Source organism: Cellulomonas sp. P5_C6, from assembly GCF_054049635.1.
In genome coordinates this window covers 1-18,117 of the sequence record NZ_JBFULZ010000074.1, presented here as the reverse complement: position 1 = coordinate 18,117, position 18,117 = coordinate 1, and the positions used below count along the sequence as shown (strand labels likewise).

Sequence of the window (18,117 nt, the reverse complement as noted above, 5' to 3'; positions counted from 1 at the left end):
GTCGAGACGCCGGCCCCCGTCGCCGAGACTGCCGCTGTCGCCGAGGCCCCCGTCGCCGACGAGCCCGCCGCCAAGTCCGCCCCGCGTCGTCGCCGCTCCGGCACCCGTGCCGCCGCCGCGCCGGAGCCGGTGTTCGAGGTCGCGCCCGAGCCGGTCGAGGAGGAGGACGAGGACGCCGAGTCCGCAGCCCCGACCCTGGACGTGCTCGCCGAGCTCGCGGCCACGGTGCCGCCCGCCGAGCCGAACGCCACGACCAGCAGCACGTCGACCGGCCCCCGCTTCGCCACCACCGCGCTGCTCTTCCAGGCGCCGGACCCGTCCGCGGCCCGGCCCCGCCGTCGCCGCGCGCAGGCCAGCACCGGCTCGCCGGAGGAGATCTCCGAGGCCGCGCACCGCGCCGAGGCCGAGGCTGCTGCCGCGTCCGACGAGGCGACGGTCGAGACCGCCGACGCGGTCGAGTCCGACAGCGCCGCTCCTGCGCGTGGCTCGCGCCGCCGCGGTCGTCGCGGCCGCAGCGGTGACGCCGCGCGGCCCGAGGACGAGGACGTCGTCACCGACGAGGTGGCCGTCGCCGACGCCCCCGCCGACGCCGAGCTGGACGAGGACGAGGACGACGTCACCGACGAGACCGACGAGGCCGCCGGCACGTCCGGCCAGCCCCGCCGCCGCCGCCGTCGTGGTGGCCGCGGACGTCGCAGCCGCACCGACGCGCCCGGCGGGTCCGACTCCGAGGTCGACGACGACGAGGCCGGGTCCGAGCAGGACGAGGACGAGACCGCCGAGTCCGACGCGGACGACGCCACGGGGGAGGACGCCGGCTCGAGCCGTCGTCGTCGCCGTCGTCGCCGTGGCTCCTCGCGCGGCGAGGGTGGCGAGCAGAACGAGCCCCGCGCAGCACGCACCCGTGCGCCCAGCGACGAGGTCACCGCGCTGCGCGGCTCCACGCGCCTCGAGGCCAAGCGCCAGCGCCGCCGGGACGGCCGCGACGCCGGCCGTCGTCGCCAGATCATCACCGAGTCGGAGTTCCTCGCCCGCCGCGAGTCCGTCGACCGCTCGATGATCGTGCGCGAGAAGAACGCCCGCACCCAGATCGCGGTGCTCGAGGACGGCGTGCTGGTCGAGCACTACGTGTCCAACCAGGCGCAGGCCTCGATGGTGGGCAACGTCTACCTCGGCCGCGTGCAGAACGTGCTGCCCAGCATGGAGGCCGCCTTCGTCGACGTCGGCAAGGGCCGCAACGCCGTGCTCTACGCCGGTGAGGTCAACTGGGACGCCGCCGGTCTCGAGGGCGGGTCCGCCCGCCGCATCGAGCAGGCGCTCAAGTCCGGCGACCCGGTCCTGGTGCAGGTCACCAAGGACCCGATCGGTCACAAGGGCGCCCGCCTGACCTCGCAGGTCACGCTGGCCGGCCGCTACCTGGTCTACGTGCCCGGCGGCGGCATGACCGGCATCAGCCGCAAGCTGCCCGACACCGAGCGCAACCGCCTCAAGCGGATCCTGCGCGAGATCGTCCCGGACTCGGCGGGCGTCATCGTGCGCACCGCCGCCGAGGGCGCGTCCGAGGACGAGCTGCGCGCCGACATCGCCCGCCTGCAGGGCCAGTGGGAGGCCATCGAGAAGAAGTCGAAGACCGCGTCGGCCCCGGCCCTGCTCCAGGGCGAGCCGGACATGGCCATCCGCGTGGTCCGCGACATCTTCAACGACGACTTCTCGTCCCTCGTGGTCGAGGGCGCCGACGCGTGGTCGACGATCTCGTCCTACATCGACGAGCTCGCCCCCGACCTGGCGCAGAAGGTCACGCGCTGGGAGTCCGACACCGACGTGTTCGCCGTGCACCGCATCGACGAGCAGCTGGCCAAGGGCATGGACCGCAAGGTCTGGCTGCCCTCGGGCGGCTCGCTGGTCATCGACCGCACCGAGGCCATGACGGTCGTCGACGTCAACACCGGCAAGTTCACCGGCTCGGGCGGCACGCTCGAGGAGACGGTGACGCGCAACAACCTCGAGGCCGCCGAGGAGATCGTCCGCCAGCTCCGGCTGCGCGACATCGGCGGCATCATCGTCATCGACTTCATCGACATGGTGCTCGAGTCCAACCGCGACCTCGTGCTCCGCCGCCTGGTCGAGTGCCTCGGCCGCGACCGGACCAAGCACCAGGTCGCCGAGGTCACCTCGCTGGGCCTCGTGCAGATGACCCGCAAGCGCGTGGGCCAGGGCCTGGTCGAGGCGTTCAGCGAGACGTGCGAGCACTGCCACGGGCGCGGCTTCATCGTGCACGAGGAGCCGATCGAGAAGAATAACCAGCGTCCCGACGCCGGTGCGCCCCAGCCGCAGCCGGTCGCGTCCGAGGGCACCGCCCCGCGTTCGCGTCGCAAGCGGGGTGGCGCCAAGGAGCCCGTCACGCACGTGCCGCACGCCGGTGTCCCGGTCCTGCCGGAGGCGCGCGAGGCCGTCAAGGCCACGCTGGCGACGATCGCCGCCGCGGCGGCGCACGCGCACGAGCACGACCACGAGCACCACGCGCCGGTCGCGTCGGTCGAGCAGGTCGAGGTCGTCGAGGGTGTCGAGATCGAGGCCGAGGAGCACGCCCCCAGCGCGCCCGGGCTCGACGTGTTCGCCGAGTTCGCCGCCGTCCAGGCGTCGGCCGAGGACGAGGGCCCGGTCGAGGAGCTCGAGCTCACGGCGGTCCCCGCCGACGTGTTCGCGGCCGACGACGAGCCGGAGCCCGAGTCCGACGCGGAGCCCCAGTCCGACGAGCCCGACGCCGAGCCCGAGTCCGAGCAGCCCGAGGGCGACGAGGACGTGCGTTAGGTCACGTGGACCCTGCGCCGCGCCTGCCAGGTTTGACCCTGCGGCGTGGGGTCCGTACCCTAGAACGTCGGCGCGTCGTGTGCGCGCTGATCATGTGTGCCGCCGAAGCGGCGCCGACGCGAACCCCCACGGGCACCGGTCACCTCCGGTCGCAACGGGATGTGCGCGGGCGCAGGTAGGCACCAGCACTTTCGCCTGAGTAGTTGACAAGCAGTTCGACGAGCAGAGATGAGCAGCAACGTGGTGTACGCGATCGTGAAGGCTGGCGGCCGCCAGGAGAAGGTCGCGGTGGGCGACGTCGTCGTCGTCGACCGCCTCGCTGCGCAGGCCGGCTCGACCGTCGAGCTGCCCGCCCTGCTCCTCGTCGACGGCGAGAAGGTCACCACCGACGCCAAGGCCCTGGCCAAGGTGACGGTGACGGCGGAGGTCGTGCGGGACGAGAAGGGTCCCAAGATCGACATCCTCAAGTACAAGAACAAGACCGGCTACCGCAAGCGCCAGGGTCACCGCCAGAAGCTGACCCGCCTCAAGGTCACCGGCATCTCCTGATCTCGCGCCGTCGGCCGGCTGGCCGCAGGCACCCGCAGCCCCCCATTCTCTGAGCACGAAAGCAGGTTCGTCATGGCACACAAGAAGGGCGCGAGCTCCTCGCGCAACGGTCGCGACTCGAACGCCCAGCGCCTGGGCGTCAAGCGCTTCGGTGGCCAGGTCGTCAAGGCCGGCGAGATCATCGTCCGCCAGCGCGGCACGCACTTCCACCCCGGCGTGAACGTCGGCCGTGGCGGCGACGACACCCTGTTCGCCCTCGCCCCGGGCGCCGTGACCTTCGGGACGCGCCGTGGCCGCAAGGTCATCGACATCGTGGTGGCGGCCGAGGTCTGAGCAAGTCATGACGACGCGGCATCGGTCCGCGTCGGGTCTGTCGTGGGAGGGGCGCACCGGTGCGGTGCGCCCCTTCTGCGTGTGAGTATCGAGACGTAGCAATGCAAGGGAGGTTCAGCCGTGGTGACATTCGTCGACCGGGTCGTGCTGCATGCGACCGGCGGTGACGGTGGGCACGGTTGTGCGTCCATCCACCGGGAGAAGTTCAAGCCGCTCGCCGGCCCCGACGGGGGCAACGGCGGCAACGGTGGCTCGGTGATCATCGAGGTCGACCCGCAGGTCACCACGCTGCTCGACTACCACCACTCGCCGCACCGGCACGCGCCGTCGGGAACCCAGGGCATGGGCGACCACCGCTCCGGCTCGACCGGGAGCGACCTGGTCCTCGGTGTCCCGGACGGCACGGTCGTCAAGGCCCCCGACGGCACCGTGCTCGCGGACCTCGTCGGCGTGGGCGCGCAGTACGTCGCCGCGGCCGGCGGGCGCGGCGGGCTCGGCAACGCCGCCCTCGCCTCGCAGCGCCGCAAGGCCCCCGGGTTCGCGCTGCTCGGTGAGCCGGGCAACGAGCAGGACATCGTCCTCGAGCTCAAGACGATCGCGGACGTCGCCCTGGTCGGCTACCCCAGTGCGGGCAAGTCCAGCCTGGTCGCCGCGATCTCCGCGGCCCGGCCCAAGATCGCCGACTACCCGTTCACCACGCTGGTGCCGAACCTCGGCGTGGTGCAGGCCGGTGGCGCGCGGTACACCGTCGCCGACGTGCCCGGCCTCATCCCCGGCGCGTCCGAGGGACGTGGGCTCGGGCTGGAGTTCCTGCGGCACATCGAGCGGTGCGCGGTCATCGTGCACGTGCTCGACTGCGCGACCCTCGAGCCGGACCGCGACCCCCTCTCGGACCTCGAGGACATCGAGGTCGAGCTGCGGACCTACGCGGGCGACCTGGACATCGAGGGCGGCCGGGTGCCGCTCCTCGAGCGCCCCCAGATCGTCGTGCTCAACAAGATCGACGTCCCCGAGGCGCGCGAGCTGGCCGAGCTGGTCAAGCCCGACCTCGAGGCCCGCGGGTTCCGCGTGTTCGAGGTGTCCACCGCCAGCCACGAGGGCCTGCGCCCGCTGACGTTCGCCCTCGGGGAGATCGTCGACAAGGCCCGCCGCGAGGCACCGGTCGTCGAGAACACGCGCGTCGTGCTGCGCCCCAAGGCGGTCGACGACGCGGGCTTCACGGTCACGCGCCGCGAGGTCGAGGGCCAGGGCGTGTACTTCTGGGTGCGCGGCGAGAAGCCCGAGCGCTGGGTGCGCCAGACCGACTTCTCCAACGACGAGGCCGTCGGCTACCTCGCGGACCGGCTCGCCCGCCTGGGCGTCGAGGACCGGTTGTTCGCCGCCGGTGCGGTCGCGGGCGACGAGGTCCGCATCGGTCCCGAGCACAACGCGGTCGTCTTCGACTGGGAGCCGACGCTCATGACGGGCTCCGAGTTCCTCGGTGGGCCCCGCGGCGTGGACCTGCGCCTCGAGGACCACTCGCGCCCGACGCGTGGAGAGAAGCGCCAGGAGTACAAGGAGCGCATGGACGCCAAGACCGAGGCGCGCGAGGAGCTGTGGACCGAGCGCGAGGCCGGGGTCTGGACGGACGCGGCGGAGAGCTGACGTCCGCTCAGCGGATATCCGCGTGACCGTGCGCCGGCACGCGGCAGAATGCCGCACGTGACCGCCGACGCCCTGCAGGACCGCCAGCAGCTGGTCTCGGCGTCCCGGGTGGTCGTCAAGATCGGCTCCTCGTCCCTGACCACGCCCGACGGTCGGCTGGCGCCCGAGCGGCTCAACGCGCTCGTCGAGGTGCTGGCGGCGCGCCGGGCGGCCGGCGGGCAGGTGGTGCTGGTGTCGTCGGGGGCGATCGCGGCCGGCATCGGCCCGCTCGGCCTGGCCACCCGTCCCAAGGACCTCGCGACGCAGCAGGCGGCGGCCTCGGTCGGCCAGGGCCTGCTCGTCGCGCACTACACGGCCGCGTTCGCCCGGCACGGCCTGCAGGTGGGGCAGGTGCTGCTGACCGCCGACGACACCGTGCGGCGCGTGCACTACCGCAACGCGCACCGGGCGCTGACCCGGCTGCTCGACCTCGGCATCGTCCCCGTCATCAACGAGAACGACGCCGTGGCCACCGACGAGATCCGGTTCGGGGACAACGACCGCCTCGCCGCCCTGGTCTCGCACCTGGTGCACGCCGACGCGCTGCTGCTGCTCAGCGACGTGGACTCGCTCTACACCGGGCCGCCGTCGCGCGACGGGTCCCGACGGATCGCCTCCGTCGTGCACGCGCAGGACCTCGAGGGCATCGACGTGGCCTCGCGGGGGAGCGCGGTGGGCACCGGCGGCATGATCACCAAGCTGGAGTCGGTCGCGATCGCCACGCAGTCCGGCGTGCCCGTGATCCTCACGTCGGCCGCGCAGGCGGCGCAGGCGCTGGCCGGCGAGGACGTCGGCACCTGGTTCACCGCGACCGGCCGCCGCACCTCGATCCGCCGCCTCTGGCTCGCGCACGCGGCGAGCACGCGCGGGCGGCTCATCCTCGACGCGGGCGCGGTCCGGGCCGTGCTCGAGCGCGGGACGTCGCTGCTGCCCGCCGGCGTGACGGGCGTCGAGGGCACGTTCGAGGCCGGCGACCCCGTCGAGCTCGTCGGGCCCGACGGTGTGCTGGTGGCGCGCGGGCTGGTGTCGTACGACGCCGAGGAGGTGCCGCCCCTGCTGGGTCGGTCCACCACCGAGCTGCGCGCCGCGCTGGGCCCCGGCTACGACCGCGAGCTGGTTCACCGCGACGACCTGGTCCTGGTCCGCCGCCGCCGCTGACCGCGGTACCCGAACCCGCCGCGACGTCCGCACTCGAGAGGGCTCGAGCCCCCAGGAGTGCGGACGTCGTGGATGTCGAGAAAGCGACGTCCGCACTCGAGAGGGCTCGAGCCCCCAGGAGTGCGGACGTCGTCGTGCCGTCAGCTGCCGAGCCAGGCCTGCGTCAGCTGGTCGAGGCGGGAGTCCGCCCCGAGCTCGACCGCGTGCACCTCGGTGCCCAGACCGAGGAACGTGGTGAGCTCGTGCACCGGGATGACGTGGTGCTGGGTGACCAGGCGCTCCTGGGCGTCCGCGAGGACGGCGTTGCGCTCGGTCGGGTCGCTGATGGTCAGCTGCTTCTGCAGCAGCGCCTCCAGGTCGGGGTCGGCCAGCTTGTAGAAGTTGGTCGCCGCCGTGGAGTACTGCGTCCGCAGCACGTCACCGTCGGCCCGGCTCAGGTTGCCCCAGACCAGGTCGAACGAGCCCTCCTTGAGCTTCGCCTGGAAGTCCGGCACGGCGCCGCTCCACAGCGTGGCGTCGATGCCGTTGGCCTTGAGCTCCTGCTGGATGAGCTCGACCGACGTCTGGTTGGGCGAGAAGTTGGTGATCCACACCAGCACGGGGGCCAGGCGCGTGCCGCCCTTGGCGTAGATGCCGTCGGACCCCTTGGCCCAGCCGTCGTCGTCGAGCACGCTCGCGGCCTTCTTCGGGTCGGTGACCAGGTCCTTGCTCAGGTCCGCCACACCGGGGGTGGTGCTGGCCAGCGGGCCCTCGGCGACGGCGAACCCGTCGTTGAGCGCCGTGTCGCGGACCTCGGTCGGGTTCACGGTCAGGGCGATCGCCTCACGGACGGCCGGGTCGGACCCCAGGGCGCCGGCCTCGTTGAACGTCAGGCCGAAGGTGATGCCGGGGTTGGCCCGGTGGACGACGCCGAAGCCCGACGACTCGAGCGTCTCGATGTCGGTCGGCTGGACGCCGCCGATCACGTCGACCTGCTCCGAGGTCAGCGCGCCGGTGCGCACGCCCGCCTCGGGGATCACCTGGAACGTCACGCTGTCCAGGTGCGCCTTGCCCGTGTTCTCGCGGCCGTCCGGTCCCCACGCGTAGTCGTCGCGGGCCGTGAGCACCGTCTCGGTGTCCTTGGTGTAGTGGTCCAGCGTGAAGGGGCCGGTGCCGACGACGCCCGTGCCGCTCGCGCGGTCGTCGAACGGGATGGCGAGCGTCGAGTCGGCGAGGAAGCCGAGCGCGACGGTCGTGGTGGCCTGCGGGAACGCCGAGTTCGGGGCCTTGAAGGCGACCGTGACGTGGGTCGGGTCGACGACGGTCGTCCCGACGTAGCCGAGGAAGCTGGCCGCGGCGGAGCTCTTGGCGCCGGCGGCGACCGTGTCGTCGAAGTTCTTCTTCACCGAGTCGGCGTCGAAGGGCGTCCCGTCGGAGAACGTGACGTCATCGCGCAGCGTGAACGTGAACTGTGTCGAGTCGGCGTTGGCCTCCCACGCCGTGGCGAGCCACGGCTTCAGCGAGCCGTCGGCGGGGTCCTGCCAGAGCAGCGAGTCGACCAGCTGGCGCGTGACGTACAGCGTGTCGTTGCCCGAGCCGATGCCGGCGGGGTTGATCGAGATGGGGTCGTTGCCGATGGCGAACGTCAGGTCGCCGCCGTCGACCGCCGCGGCGGTCGCGGTCGTCGCGGCGTCGGCACCCGGCTGGTCGGAGCCCGAGGAGCAGGCGGCGAGCAGGAGGGCCGTGGTGGCGAGGCCGGCGAGGAAGCCGGCATGACGGCGCGAAGGTCGTCGGACAGACATGGGTGATGCTCCTTGCTGAGGGGTGGGGGTGACGGGGTGCGGGCTCAGTCACGTCGACACGAGGTCACGAGGCACCCCCTTCGCCCGCGCGCACGCGCGCACCGGGGATCGCGGAGAGCAGCTCGGCCGTGTAGGGATCCTGGGGCCGGGCGAACACGGCCTCGACCTCGCCCTGCTCGACCACGCGGCCGCGCTGCAGGACGGCGACCTCGTGGGCCACCTGCCGCACCACCGCGAGGTCGTGCGAGATGAACAGGTAGCTGAGGTCGAGCTCGGTCTGCAGGTCCGCGAGCAGGTCGAGGATCTGCGCCTGGACGGACACGTCGAGTGCGGAGACGGGTTCGTCGAGCACCACGAGCTCGGGGTGCAGGGCCAGCGCACGCGCGATGGCGACGCGCTGACGCTGGCCACCCGAGAGCTCCGCGGGGCGCCGCTGGAGCACCGTCCGGGGCAGCGCGACCAGGTCGAGCAGCTCCGCGGACCGGGCGGCCCGCTCCGCGCGGGACCCCACGCCGAAGGCCTGCAGGGGCTCCGTGATGATCCGCTGGACCGAGTACCGCGGGTCGAGCGACGCGTACGGGTTCTGGTAGACCACCTGCATCCGGCGGCGCAGGAGCCGCAGGGCCGCCCCGCGGGTGTGCGTGACGTCCGCGCCGTCCACCAGGACCGAGCCGGCGGTGGGGTCGACCAGCCTCAGTGCGAGCCGGGCGGTCGTGGACTTGCCCGAGCCGGACTCGCCGACCAGGGCGAGGGTGCGACCGCGGGGCAGGACGAACGAGACGTCGTCGACGGCCCGCAGCGTCCCGCCGCCCGCGGACCGCGGCAGCGCGAAGTCCTTGGACAGGTGCCGGACCTCGAGCGCGGGGACGGCGGTCGGCGGCACGGGCGCGGCGATGCGGCGGGCGCCCCGGAGGCTGGGGGCGGCGGCGAGGAGCGCGCGCGTGTACGGGTCCGACGGCGAGCCGAGCACCTGGTCGGGCGTGCCCTGCTCGACCACCCGCCCCTGCGACATCACGACGATCCGGTCGGCGCGGTCGGCGGCCACCCCGAGGTCGTGGGTGATGAGCAGCACGCCGGTCCCGGTGCCCGTCGTCAGCTGCTCGAGGTGGTCCAGGATCTGGCGCTGCACCGTCACGTCGAGCGCGCTGGTCGGCTCGTCGGCGACGAGCAGGCGGGGCTGGGCCGCGAGCGCGATGGCGATGAGCACGCGCTGCCGCATGCCGCCGGACAGCTCGTGCGGGTACTGGCGGGCCCGGACCTCCGGGTTGCTCAGCCCGGCGCGGTCCAGCGCCTCGACCGCCTCGATCATCGCGTTCTTGCGGTCCGCCAGGCCGTGGATGCGCAGCACCTCGGCCACCTGCTCGCCCACGCGGGTCACGGGGTTGAGCGAGACCGTCGGGTCCTGCGGGACCAGGCCCACCAGCAGGCCGCGCACATTGCGGAGCTCGCGCTGCGTGGCGCGGGCCATGTCGTGGCCCAGCAGATCGATGCTGCCGTGGTCGATGACGGCGGCGGGGGCCAGCAGCCGGACCACGGCCGCGGCGGTGGTCGACTTGCCGGAGCCGGACTCGCCGACGACCGCCACGGTCTCGCCCGCGTCGACGTGCAGCGAGACGTCCCGGACGGCGCGGACCGTGCCGCGGCGGGCCTTGTAGGCGACGGCGAGGTCGGTGACGGTGAGCAGGCGCTCGCTCATGCGGCACCCCCGTCGGGACGGTCGAGGGACCGCGAGATTCGGCCGGCGGCCAGCACGCTCACGGCGATGGTCAGGCCGGGCAGCGTGGTCAGCCACCACGACGTCCGCAGGTAGTCGCGGCCGCCGGACACGAGCGCGCCCCACTCGGGCGCCGGTGGCGGCGCGCCGTAGCCGAGGAAGCTCAGCGCGGAGACCGCCAGGATCGCCGCGCCCAGCTGCAGGGCCGCCAGGACGACCACCGGGCCGGCGGCGTTGGGCAGCACGTGGCGGAACAGCACGGACCACCAGCGGCTGCCGCCGGCGTGCGCGGCCTCGACGTACACGGACGACCGGACGCGCAGGACCTCGGACCGCATGATCCGCGCCACCGTGGCGACGCTGGCCAGGCCGACGGCGATCGCGACCTTGACCGTGCCGAATCCGAGCGCCGTGATGAGGGCGAGCGAGAGCAGCAGCGCCGGGATGGACAGCAGCACGTCCACCGCGCGCATGACGACGTCGTCGAACACCCCGCCGACGAAGCCCGCCAGCAGCCCGACGAGGGCCCCGACCAGAAGGCCGACGCCCACCGCGACGAGCGCCGCCTCGAGGGTCAGGTGCGTGCCGTGAACCACGCGCGTGTAGAGGTCGCGACCGAGCTGGTCGGTGCCGAACCAGTGCGCCCCCGACGGGGGCTGCAGCTTGTCCGCGGGCACGCCGGTCAGCGGGTCACCGGGCGCGAGCAGCTGGGGCACGAACGCGGCGAGCAGGACCAGGGCGATCCAGACGAGTGCGAGCAGCAGGCCGGGCCGGCGGGCGAGCTCGCCCACCCAGGCGAGCGGGCCGGGGGTCGCGGCGTCCTGCCGGTCGCGGATCGCGTCGGCCAGGCGGTCCGGGGCGGTGGCGGCGAAGTCGTCGGCCGCGACCTTCTCGTTCAGGAGGTCCGTCATGTCACACCCCCGCCGTGACGGGCCGACGGACCTGCGCCGCCTCGGTCGACACCGGCGCCTTGACCGGCCGGCTGCGCCGCACGATCCGTGGGTCGAGCAGCGGGTACAGCAGGTCGACGGCGAGGTTGACCAGCACGAACACGGCGGCGGCGAACAGCACGATGCCCTGCACCACGGGGATGTCCTGGGCGCTGACCGAGGTGGCCGTCAGCCGGCCTATGCCTGCGCGCGAGAACACGGTCTCGGTGACCACCGCGCCGGCGAGCAGCTCGCCGATCACCAGGCCGATGACCGTGAGGGCGGGCAGCGAGGCGTTGCGCAGCGCGTGCCGGAAGTGGACGCGTGCCGGACCGGCGCCCTTGGCGCGGGCCGTGTCGACGTAGGGCTGGGCGAGGCTGTGCCGCAGCGAGCGCGAGAGCATCTGGGCGATGAGAGCCGCGGTGGGCACCGCGAGCGTCACGGCGGGCAGCACGATCGACGCGAACCCCTTGTTGCCCACGGCCGGGAAGATCGGGTTCGCGAACGAGAACCACTGCACGAGCATGAGGCCGAACCAGAACGACGGGATGGCCACGYCGAGCGGGGGCAGGCCCAGCAAAGCGTTGGACAGGCCCCGGCCGCGTGCCAGCGTCGCGACGACGGCCAGCCCGCCGCCCAGCAGCAGCGCGAGCACGAACGCCGCGCCGGCGATGGCGGCCGTGGGCGGGATCGCCTCGGCGATCAGGCCTAGCACGGGGCGGTGCAGGACGACGGACGTGCCGAGGTTGCCGCGCATAAGGGCGCCCAGCTGGGTCACATACTGCACGGGCAGCGGCTGGTCGAGCCCGTACTGGGCCCGCAGCGCGTCGAGCTGCTCCGGCGTCACGTCGTTGGACTCGCTGCCGTACATGAGCGAGACCGGGTCGCCCGGCAGCGCGTAGAGCACGACGAACGTGACCGTGTAGGCGGCCCAGAGCACCAGGACGGCCTGGCCGAGCCGGGTGCTGATGTAACGGGACATGTGAGCGGTCGTCCTCGATCTGCCGGACGGGTCCGGCGGGTCTGTGCTTGCACGGCGGGTGCCGTGCCGGGTCGTCACCTGGAGCACCCCGTCACACCTGAAGGGTTGCTGCCCGACCAACCAGGGTTTGTCGTCGGGGCTCGAGACCGCGGTGAAGGTAGGCACGCAGTCCGCGGTCGTCAACGATCCGCGGGGCCTTCTCATCAGGTGGACAGGCGCGTCTCATGCCCGCCGCCGTACCGCGATGTGAGAAGCCCGTGCCGATCGTTGACATCGCCCGGTGCGCGGTCGAGCCTCCGGCGCATGACGAACACCACCTCCCGCCCCGGCGCCCCGGCGGAGCACCTGAGCCTCGAGGAGGCCGCGGCCCTCGCACCCGCGGTCAGCCCGACCGAGGCCGCCGAGCGCGTGGCCGAGGGCGCGTTCCTGCTCGACGTGCGCAGCGAGGCCGGCCGGTCCCGCACGGGCTCGATCCCGGGGGCCACGATCGGCGACCGGTACGCGATCGACGAGGAGTTCGACCTGACCGCGGCCACCCGCCACGCGCCGGTCGTGTCGCTGGACACGCCGATCGTCGTCGTCTGCGGCTCGGTGCGCGGGTCGGGGCCGGTCGCGGCCGAGCTGCGCGCCAAGGGGTTCACCAACGTCGTGCACGTCGAGGGCGGCTTCCCCGCGTGGAAGGACGCCGGTCTGCCGGCCGAGGCGCCCGTCGGATGACCAGCCCGTCCACMGCCTTCCTCGACGAGCTCCGGGCGCTGACCGAGCGGCGCCGGGCGTCGTTCGTGCCGCTGACCTCGCCGTTCGCGGGTGCCGACGAGCCCTCACGCGCCCTCGTGCGGGCGGCGGCCAAGGCATGCGAGGCCGACGTGGTCGAGCTGGCCCACGCGATCCACTCCCACCCGGAGGAGGCGTTCCGCGAGGTCCGCTCGGTCGCGGCGGTCGCCAACCTCCTGCACGAGCACGGAGTGCCTGCCACGGTCGGGTCCCACGGGTTGTCGACATCGCTGCGAGCCGGTCTGACCGCCGACGGCCCCGACGACGGCGCCCCGCGCGAGGACGCCGGCCCGACGGTCGCGATCCTCGCCGAGTACGACGCCCTGCCGGGCGTCGGCCACGCGTGCGGCCACCACCTCATCGCGGGGGCCGCGACGGGGGCGTTCCTGGCGCTGCGGCAGGCCGTCGCGGACGGGCTCGAGCTGCCCGGCCGGGTGCTCCTGCTGGGTACGCCAGCGGAGGAGGGCAGCTCGGGCAAGGAGATCCTGGCGCGCAACGGGTTCTTCGCCGGCGTCGACGCGGCGATCATGGTCCACCCGTTCGGGTTCGACGTGGTCGACCACCCGTTCCTCGGTCGTCGGCAGCTGCGCGTGACCTATCACGGGGTCGCGGCCCACGGGTCGGCCAGCCCGTTCATGGGTCGCAACGCGCTGGACGCCGTCGCGCTGAACTATCAGGCCGTGGCGATGCTGCGCCAGCACATCCCGCCGAGCGACCGCGTGCACGGCGTGGTGCTGGAGGGCGGGACCCGGCCGAGCGTCGTGCCCGAGCGGGCGACCGTGGAGTACTACGTGCGGTCGGCCAGCCCGGCCACGCTCAAGGACCTGTCCGAGCGCCTCGCCGGCATCGCCCAGGGGGCCGCGTTGGCCACCGGCACGACGGCCGAGCTGGTGTGGGACGCCGCCCCGTTCACGCTGCCCGTGCGCACCAACTCGCCGCTGGCGGAGCGTTGGGCCGTGCACCAGGCGGGTCAGGGCCGCACGGTCCTGGCCGGCGGTGTGGTGCCCGAGATCCTCGCGGCGTCTACCGACTTCGGGAACGTGAGCGTCCGCCTGCCGGGCATCCACCCGATGATCGCCGTGAGCGACCCCGACGTCGCCCTGCACACCCGCGAGTTCGCCGAGGTGGCCGGCGGCCCGCGCGGCGACGCGGCAGCGATCGACGGCGCCGTAGGCCTCGCGCTCACGGCGCTGGACTACCTGGCCGACCCGGCGCTGCGCGCGGCGGTCCGGCAGGACTTCGACGACGCCGGCGGCGTCCTGGACGTGGAGGGGTACTTCTCGTGAGCGCCGACGTGCGGATCCGCCTGGTGCGGCCCGACGAGTTCGAGCGCGTCGCGCAGCTGTCCGTCGACGCGTACGGCCACGACTACGACCTGCCCGACGACTACCGCGCCTCGCTGGCCGACGTGGCCACCCGCGCGCGCGAGCACGAGGTGTGGGTGGCCGAGGACCTGGCGACGGGCGAGCTGCTCGGCACGGTCGCCACCCCGCGGCCCGGGGAGCACATCTCCGAGCTGGGACGCGACGGCGAGCTCGACTTCCGCCTGCTCGCGGTCGACCCCGCGGCCCGCCGACGGGGGATCGGGGTGCTGCTCACCGAGCACGTCATCGCGCTCGCCCGGCAGCGGGACCTCGACCGCGTCGTCATGAACTCCGGGCCGCAGATGCTCGGGGCGCACGCCCTGTACTACCGGCTCGGCTTCACCCGCCTCACCGAGCGGGAGACCCGCGTCGTGCACGGCGGCACCCTGCTGGCCTTCGGCTACGACACGTCCGCACTGACACAAGGAGCACGCTCGTGAAGTTCCAGGTCCTCGACATCGTCCCCCACGGCCCCCACCCCGTGACGGGCGAGCTGCTCGACCCGTCCACCCGGCTGGAGCGCGTCGTCGAGACCGCCGTCCTGGCCGAGGAGCTCGGGCTCGACGCGTTCGCCGTGGGGGAGCGGCACGCGGGCGACTTCCTGTCCTCGTCGCCGACCGTGCTGCTGGGCGCGCTCGCGCAGGCCACCGACCGGATCCTGCTGAGCACCGGCGTGACCGTGCTGAGCCTGCTGGACCCGGTCCGGGTGGCCGAGGACTACGCGACGATCGACGTGCTCTCGCGCGGCCGGCTGGAGATCGTTATCGGCAAGGGCAACGAGGACAAGCACTTCCCGCTGTTCGGGCTCGAGCTGGCCCACCAGTACGAGTACCTCGAGGAGAACTACGAGCTGCTGCGGCTGCTGCTGAGCCAGGAGCACGTCGACTGGGAGGGCCGGTTCCACGCGCCGTTGTCCGACGCCACGACGCTGCCCCGGCCGTACGACGGCCCGTTCCGGATCTGGCACGGCTCGGCGACCAGCACTATCTCGGTGGACCTCGCGGCGAAGCACGGCGACCCGATCGTCTCGGCCAATGCGCTGCAGCCGCGCGAGAGCTACAAGGTGCTGATCGACCGGTACCGCGAGCAGCTCGAGATCAACGGCTTCGACCCGTCGGTCGGCTACGTGGGATCCGGCTCGGGCGGGCTGTTCCTCGCCGACAGCACCGAGCAGGCCACCGAGGAGTACCGCGCGGTCTACGAGGGCTTCGCCGCCCGGATGGCCGCCAAGCATGTCGGCGAGACGCGGCCCGGCAAGGTGTCGTCGTTCACGCACATCGAGGACGCGGTCGAGCGCGGCCCGGCCCTCGTCGGCTCCCCGGAGCGCGTCGCGGAGAAGATCCTCGACTACCACCGCTCCTACGGCCACGACCTGCAGTCCGTCTCGCTCAACCCGGTGCTGCCGTACGAGCAGCAGCAGGACGTGCTGCGCCGGTTCGCCGAGGAGGTCGTCCCGCTGGTCCGGGCCGAGGTGTCGACCACGCTGTGGGGACCGCAGGACGCGGGCCGGGCGCGCGGGCTGGAGCGCCTGGTGGCGGTGTGACCGGGACTACCCTGGTCCGATGACCACCTCGCTCGACCAGCCGGTGCAGGACGCGCTCGAGTCGCCGGACGTCGTCGCGCAGGTCCGCGCGGTCGCGGAGCGCGCCAAGGTCGCGTCCCGCACGCTCGCGACGGCCACCCGCGCCACCAAGGACGCGGCGCTGCGCGCCATGGCGGACGCCCTCGTCGCGGCCACCCCCGAGATCGTCGCGGCCAACGCGGTGGACCTCGAGCGCGGCCGGGCGAACGGCACGTCGGCCGGGCTGCTGGACCGCCTCGCGCTGACGCCGGAGCGCATCGTGGCCATCGCCGACGCCCTGCGCGAGCTGGCGGCCCTGCCCGACCCGGTCGGGKAGGTCGTCCGCGGGTCCACGCTGCCGAACGGCCTGCGCATGCGCCAGGTGCGGGTGCCGATGGGCGTCGTCGGCATGATCTACGAGGCACGCCCGAACGTGACCGTCGACGCCGCCGGGCTCGCGCTCAAGAGCGGCAACGCCGTCATCCTGCGGGGCGGCTCGGCGGCCGCATCCAGCAATGAGGTCATCGTCGAGGTCCTGTCGCAGGCGCTCGTCTCGCAGCGGCTCCCCGGCGCCCTGGTCCAGTCGATCGACGCGTGGGGACGCGAGGGTGCCGTCGCGCTCATGCACGCCCGCGGCCTGGTCGACGTGCTGGTGCCCCGCGGGGGAGCGGACCTGATCCGGACCGTGGTGCGCGAGTCCACGGTGCCGGTGGTCGAGACCGGGGTCGGCAACGTGCACATCTACGTCGACGAGACCGCGGACCTGGCGGTCGCCATCCCGATCCTGCTCAACTCCAAGACCCAGCGGGTCGGCGTCTGCAACGCCGCCGAGACGCTGCTGGTCCACCAGGCGGTCGCCGACGAGTTCCTGCCGGTGGCCATCGCGATGCTGGCCGACGAGGGCGTGACCGTCCACGGCGACGAGGCCACGCTCGCGCTCGCCCCGGAGGAGGCCGACTGCGTGCCGGCCACCGACGTGGACTGGGCCACCGAGTACCTCTCGCTCGACATCGCCGTCCGCGTAGTGGATTCCCTGGACGAGGCGCTCGACCACATCCGCGAGTGGAGCTCGGGTCACACCGAGGCGATCATCACTCGGGACCTGGCGTCGTCGGAGCGGTTCGTCGCCGAGGTCGACTCCGCTGCGGTCATGGTGAACGCCTCGACGCGGTTCACCGACGGCGGCCAGCTGGGCCTCGGCGCCGAGATCGGCATCTCCACGCAGAAGCTGCACGCCCGCGGCCCGATGGGGCTGGGCGAGCTGACGACGACGAAGTGGATCGTGCACGGAGACGGGCACGTCCGACCCTGATGGCACAGCCCACCGTGCGACACTGGTCGCTCCCGCCCACCCCTGGAGGAATGACGTGCACGCTGCCCTGATCGCCGCCGCTGCCGAGGGCGCCGAGCACGCCCGCGAGCTGCCGTTCCCGCCGATCGTGTTCGGTGTCGGCGCGTTCGTCGGACTCACGGCGATGCTGCTCATCACCTACGCGTTCCGCAGCGTGGGGACGCGCCACTGACCGAGGCAGCGGGAGGGACCGGGCCGATGACGGAGCCGCGCAGACTTCGGCTCGGCGTGATGGGTGGGACGTTCGACCCCGTCCACCACGGTCACCTGGTCGCCGCCAGCGAGGTCGCCGCACGGTTCGACCTCGACGAGGTCGTCTTCGTCCCGACAGGTCAGCCCACGTTCAAGCTGGACCAGGACGTCACGCTCGCCGAGCACCGCTACCTGATGACCGTCATCGCGACGGCGTCGAACCCGCGGTTCACGGTGAGCCGCGTGGATGTGGACCGCTCCGGTGTGACGTACACCGTCGATACCCTCCGCGACCTCAAGACGGCCCGCCCGGACGCCGAACTGTTCTTCATCACAGGCGCGGACGCCATCACGCAGATCCTGACGTGGAAGGATGCGGACGAGCTCTTCTCGATGGCGCAGTTCGTGGCGGTCACCCGCCCCGGGCACACGTTGTCGGTCGACGGGCTCCCGGGCGATCGTGTCCACGTCCTGGAGGTCCCCGCCCTGGCGATCTCCTCGACCGACGTCCGCGCGCGGGAACGTGCCGGACAGCCGGTGTGGTACCTCGTCCCTGACGGGGTCGTCCAGTACATCGCCAAGCACAGGTTGTATCGAGGTCAGTCATGAGTGAACCGGGAGAGCGGCGCCGTCGCCGCGAGCTCCATCGCAACCCCGAGACGGGTGACGTCGCGGGTGCCGTACCCGACGCCGCGCCAGCGGCTGCGCCGGCGACCCCGAGTCCCGCCCCCGCTCCCGCTCCCACGGGCCCCGGCGCCCCGGTCTCCCGCCGGGCGATGCGCGGCCAGGGCGGTGCCGACGAGACGCCGGCCCACGGCACCGTCGCGAGCCCCCAGCCCGCGCCCGCGCAGCCGACCGCGCCGTCCTCGGCCTCCGCCTCTGCCGATGCCGCGAGCCGGTCGCGCCGGTCGATCCGTGACACGTCGCTCGACCCC

At 73.3% G+C, this 18,117-nt stretch carries 16 protein-coding genes, 1 pseudogene and 1 riboswitch; of the genes and pseudogenes, 13 read left to right on the top strand and 4 right to left on the bottom strand.

The annotated features are described in order from the left end of the window. The 5 genes from ACXJKG_RS10585 to proB all read left to right on the top strand — a co-directional run. Nucleotides 1-2,811, top strand: a 2,811-nt coding sequence (locus ACXJKG_RS10585) for an Rne/Rng family ribonuclease (protein WP_456845719.1), incomplete at its 5' end; no start/stop codon positions are given. Nucleotides 2,812-3,051: 240 nt separating this feature from the next. After that, nucleotides 3,052-3,360, top strand: a complete 309-nt coding sequence (gene rplU, locus ACXJKG_RS10580; protein WP_370505510.1) for a 50S ribosomal protein L21 — start codon at nucleotides 3,052-3,054, stop codon at nucleotides 3,358-3,360. Between the two features lie 72 nt (nucleotides 3,361-3,432). After that, nucleotides 3,433-3,693 (top strand): 50S ribosomal protein L27, encoded by a 261-nt coding sequence (gene rpmA / locus ACXJKG_RS10575; protein WP_055913072.1) that lies wholly within the window; start codon nucleotides 3,433-3,435, stop codon nucleotides 3,691-3,693. Nucleotides 3,694-3,813: 120 nt separating this feature from the next. After that, nucleotides 3,814-5,337 (top strand): GTPase ObgE, encoded by a 1,524-nt coding sequence (obgE, locus tag ACXJKG_RS10570; RefSeq protein ID WP_456845718.1) that lies wholly within the window; start codon nucleotides 3,814-3,816, stop codon nucleotides 5,335-5,337. Between the two features lie 48 nt (nucleotides 5,338-5,385). Further along, nucleotides 5,386-6,534 (top strand): glutamate 5-kinase, encoded by a 1,149-nt coding sequence (gene proB, locus ACXJKG_RS10565; RefSeq protein WP_456845717.1) that lies wholly within the window; start codon nucleotides 5,386-5,388, stop codon nucleotides 6,532-6,534. A gap of 140 nt (nucleotides 6,535-6,674) precedes the next feature. Here the strand turns inward: proB and ACXJKG_RS10560 are convergent, their stop codons facing one another. The 4 genes from ACXJKG_RS10560 to ACXJKG_RS10545 all read right to left on the bottom strand — a co-directional run bounded on the left by ACXJKG_RS10560 (nucleotide 6,675) and on the right by ACXJKG_RS10545 (nucleotide 11,940). Continuing rightward, entirely contained in the window at nucleotides 6,675-8,315 is a 1,641-nt protein-coding gene (locus tag ACXJKG_RS10560; protein ID WP_456845716.1) for an ABC transporter substrate-binding protein, read from the bottom strand. A gap of 64 nt (nucleotides 8,316-8,379) precedes the next feature. Then, nucleotides 8,380-10,011, bottom strand: a complete 1,632-nt coding sequence (locus ACXJKG_RS10555; protein ID WP_456845715.1) for a dipeptide ABC transporter ATP-binding protein — start codon at nucleotides 10,009-10,011, stop codon at nucleotides 8,380-8,382. Further along, nucleotides 10,008-10,940, bottom strand: coding sequence for an ABC transporter permease (locus ACXJKG_RS10550; RefSeq protein WP_456845714.1), 933 nt, complete (start codon nucleotides 10,938-10,940; stop codon nucleotides 10,008-10,010). Before ACXJKG_RS10550 ends, ACXJKG_RS10555 begins: the two co-directional genes overlap by 4 nt. A gap of 1 nt (nucleotide 10,941) precedes the next feature. Continuing rightward, the gene (locus ACXJKG_RS10545) at nucleotides 10,942-11,940 is read right to left on the bottom strand and encodes an ABC transporter permease (protein ID WP_456845713.1); all 999 of its coding nucleotides are present in this window, start codon (nucleotides 11,938-11,940) and stop codon (nucleotides 10,942-10,944) included. Between the two features lie 38 nt (nucleotides 11,941-11,978). Continuing rightward, nucleotides 11,979-12,088: riboswitch (SAM riboswitch) on the bottom strand. A gap of 155 nt (nucleotides 12,089-12,243) precedes the next feature. Between ACXJKG_RS10545 and ACXJKG_RS10540 the strand changes: the two genes are divergently transcribed. From ACXJKG_RS10540 to ACXJKG_RS10505, 8 genes and pseudogenes are all read left to right on the top strand, one after another. After that, nucleotides 12,244-12,657: a rhodanese-like domain-containing protein gene (locus ACXJKG_RS10540; RefSeq protein WP_456845712.1), complete on the top strand. Its 414-nt coding sequence runs from the start codon at nucleotides 12,244-12,246 to the stop codon at nucleotides 12,655-12,657. After that, the gene (locus ACXJKG_RS10535) at nucleotides 12,654-14,000 is read left to right on the top strand and encodes a M20 family metallopeptidase (RefSeq protein WP_456845711.1); all 1,347 of its coding nucleotides are present in this window, start codon (nucleotides 12,654-12,656) and stop codon (nucleotides 13,998-14,000) included. The genes ACXJKG_RS10540 and ACXJKG_RS10535 overlap by 4 nt, the downstream gene beginning before the upstream one ends. Continuing rightward, on the top strand, nucleotides 13,997-14,518 hold the full coding sequence (locus tag ACXJKG_RS10530; protein ID WP_456845710.1) for a GNAT family N-acetyltransferase: 522 nt from the start codon (nucleotides 13,997-13,999) through the stop codon (nucleotides 14,516-14,518). The genes ACXJKG_RS10535 and ACXJKG_RS10530 overlap by 4 nt, the downstream gene beginning before the upstream one ends. Further along, nucleotides 14,515-15,621 (top strand): LLM class flavin-dependent oxidoreductase, encoded by a 1,107-nt coding sequence (locus tag ACXJKG_RS10525; protein WP_456845709.1) that lies wholly within the window; start codon nucleotides 14,515-14,517, stop codon nucleotides 15,619-15,621. Before ACXJKG_RS10530 ends, ACXJKG_RS10525 begins: the two co-directional genes overlap by 4 nt. A gap of 19 nt (nucleotides 15,622-15,640) precedes the next feature. Then, a complete protein-coding gene (locus ACXJKG_RS10520) occupies nucleotides 15,641-16,951 on the top strand; it encodes a glutamate-5-semialdehyde dehydrogenase (RefSeq protein WP_456845708.1) in 1,311 nt (436 codons plus the stop codon). Nucleotides 16,952-17,006: 55 nt separating this feature from the next. Continuing rightward, a complete protein-coding gene (locus ACXJKG_RS10515; RefSeq protein ID WP_456826655.1) occupies nucleotides 17,007-17,162 on the top strand; it encodes a hypothetical protein in 156 nt (51 codons plus the stop codon). Between the two features lie 26 nt (nucleotides 17,163-17,188). Then, nucleotides 17,189-17,791, top strand: coding sequence for a nicotinate-nucleotide adenylyltransferase (nadD, locus tag ACXJKG_RS10510; protein WP_456845707.1), 603 nt, complete (start codon nucleotides 17,189-17,191; stop codon nucleotides 17,789-17,791). Next, nucleotides 17,788-18,117 (top strand): annotated as a pseudogene (locus tag ACXJKG_RS10505) (hypothetical protein); the annotation flags it as partial. The gene nadD and the pseudogene ACXJKG_RS10505, both read left to right, overlap by 4 nt.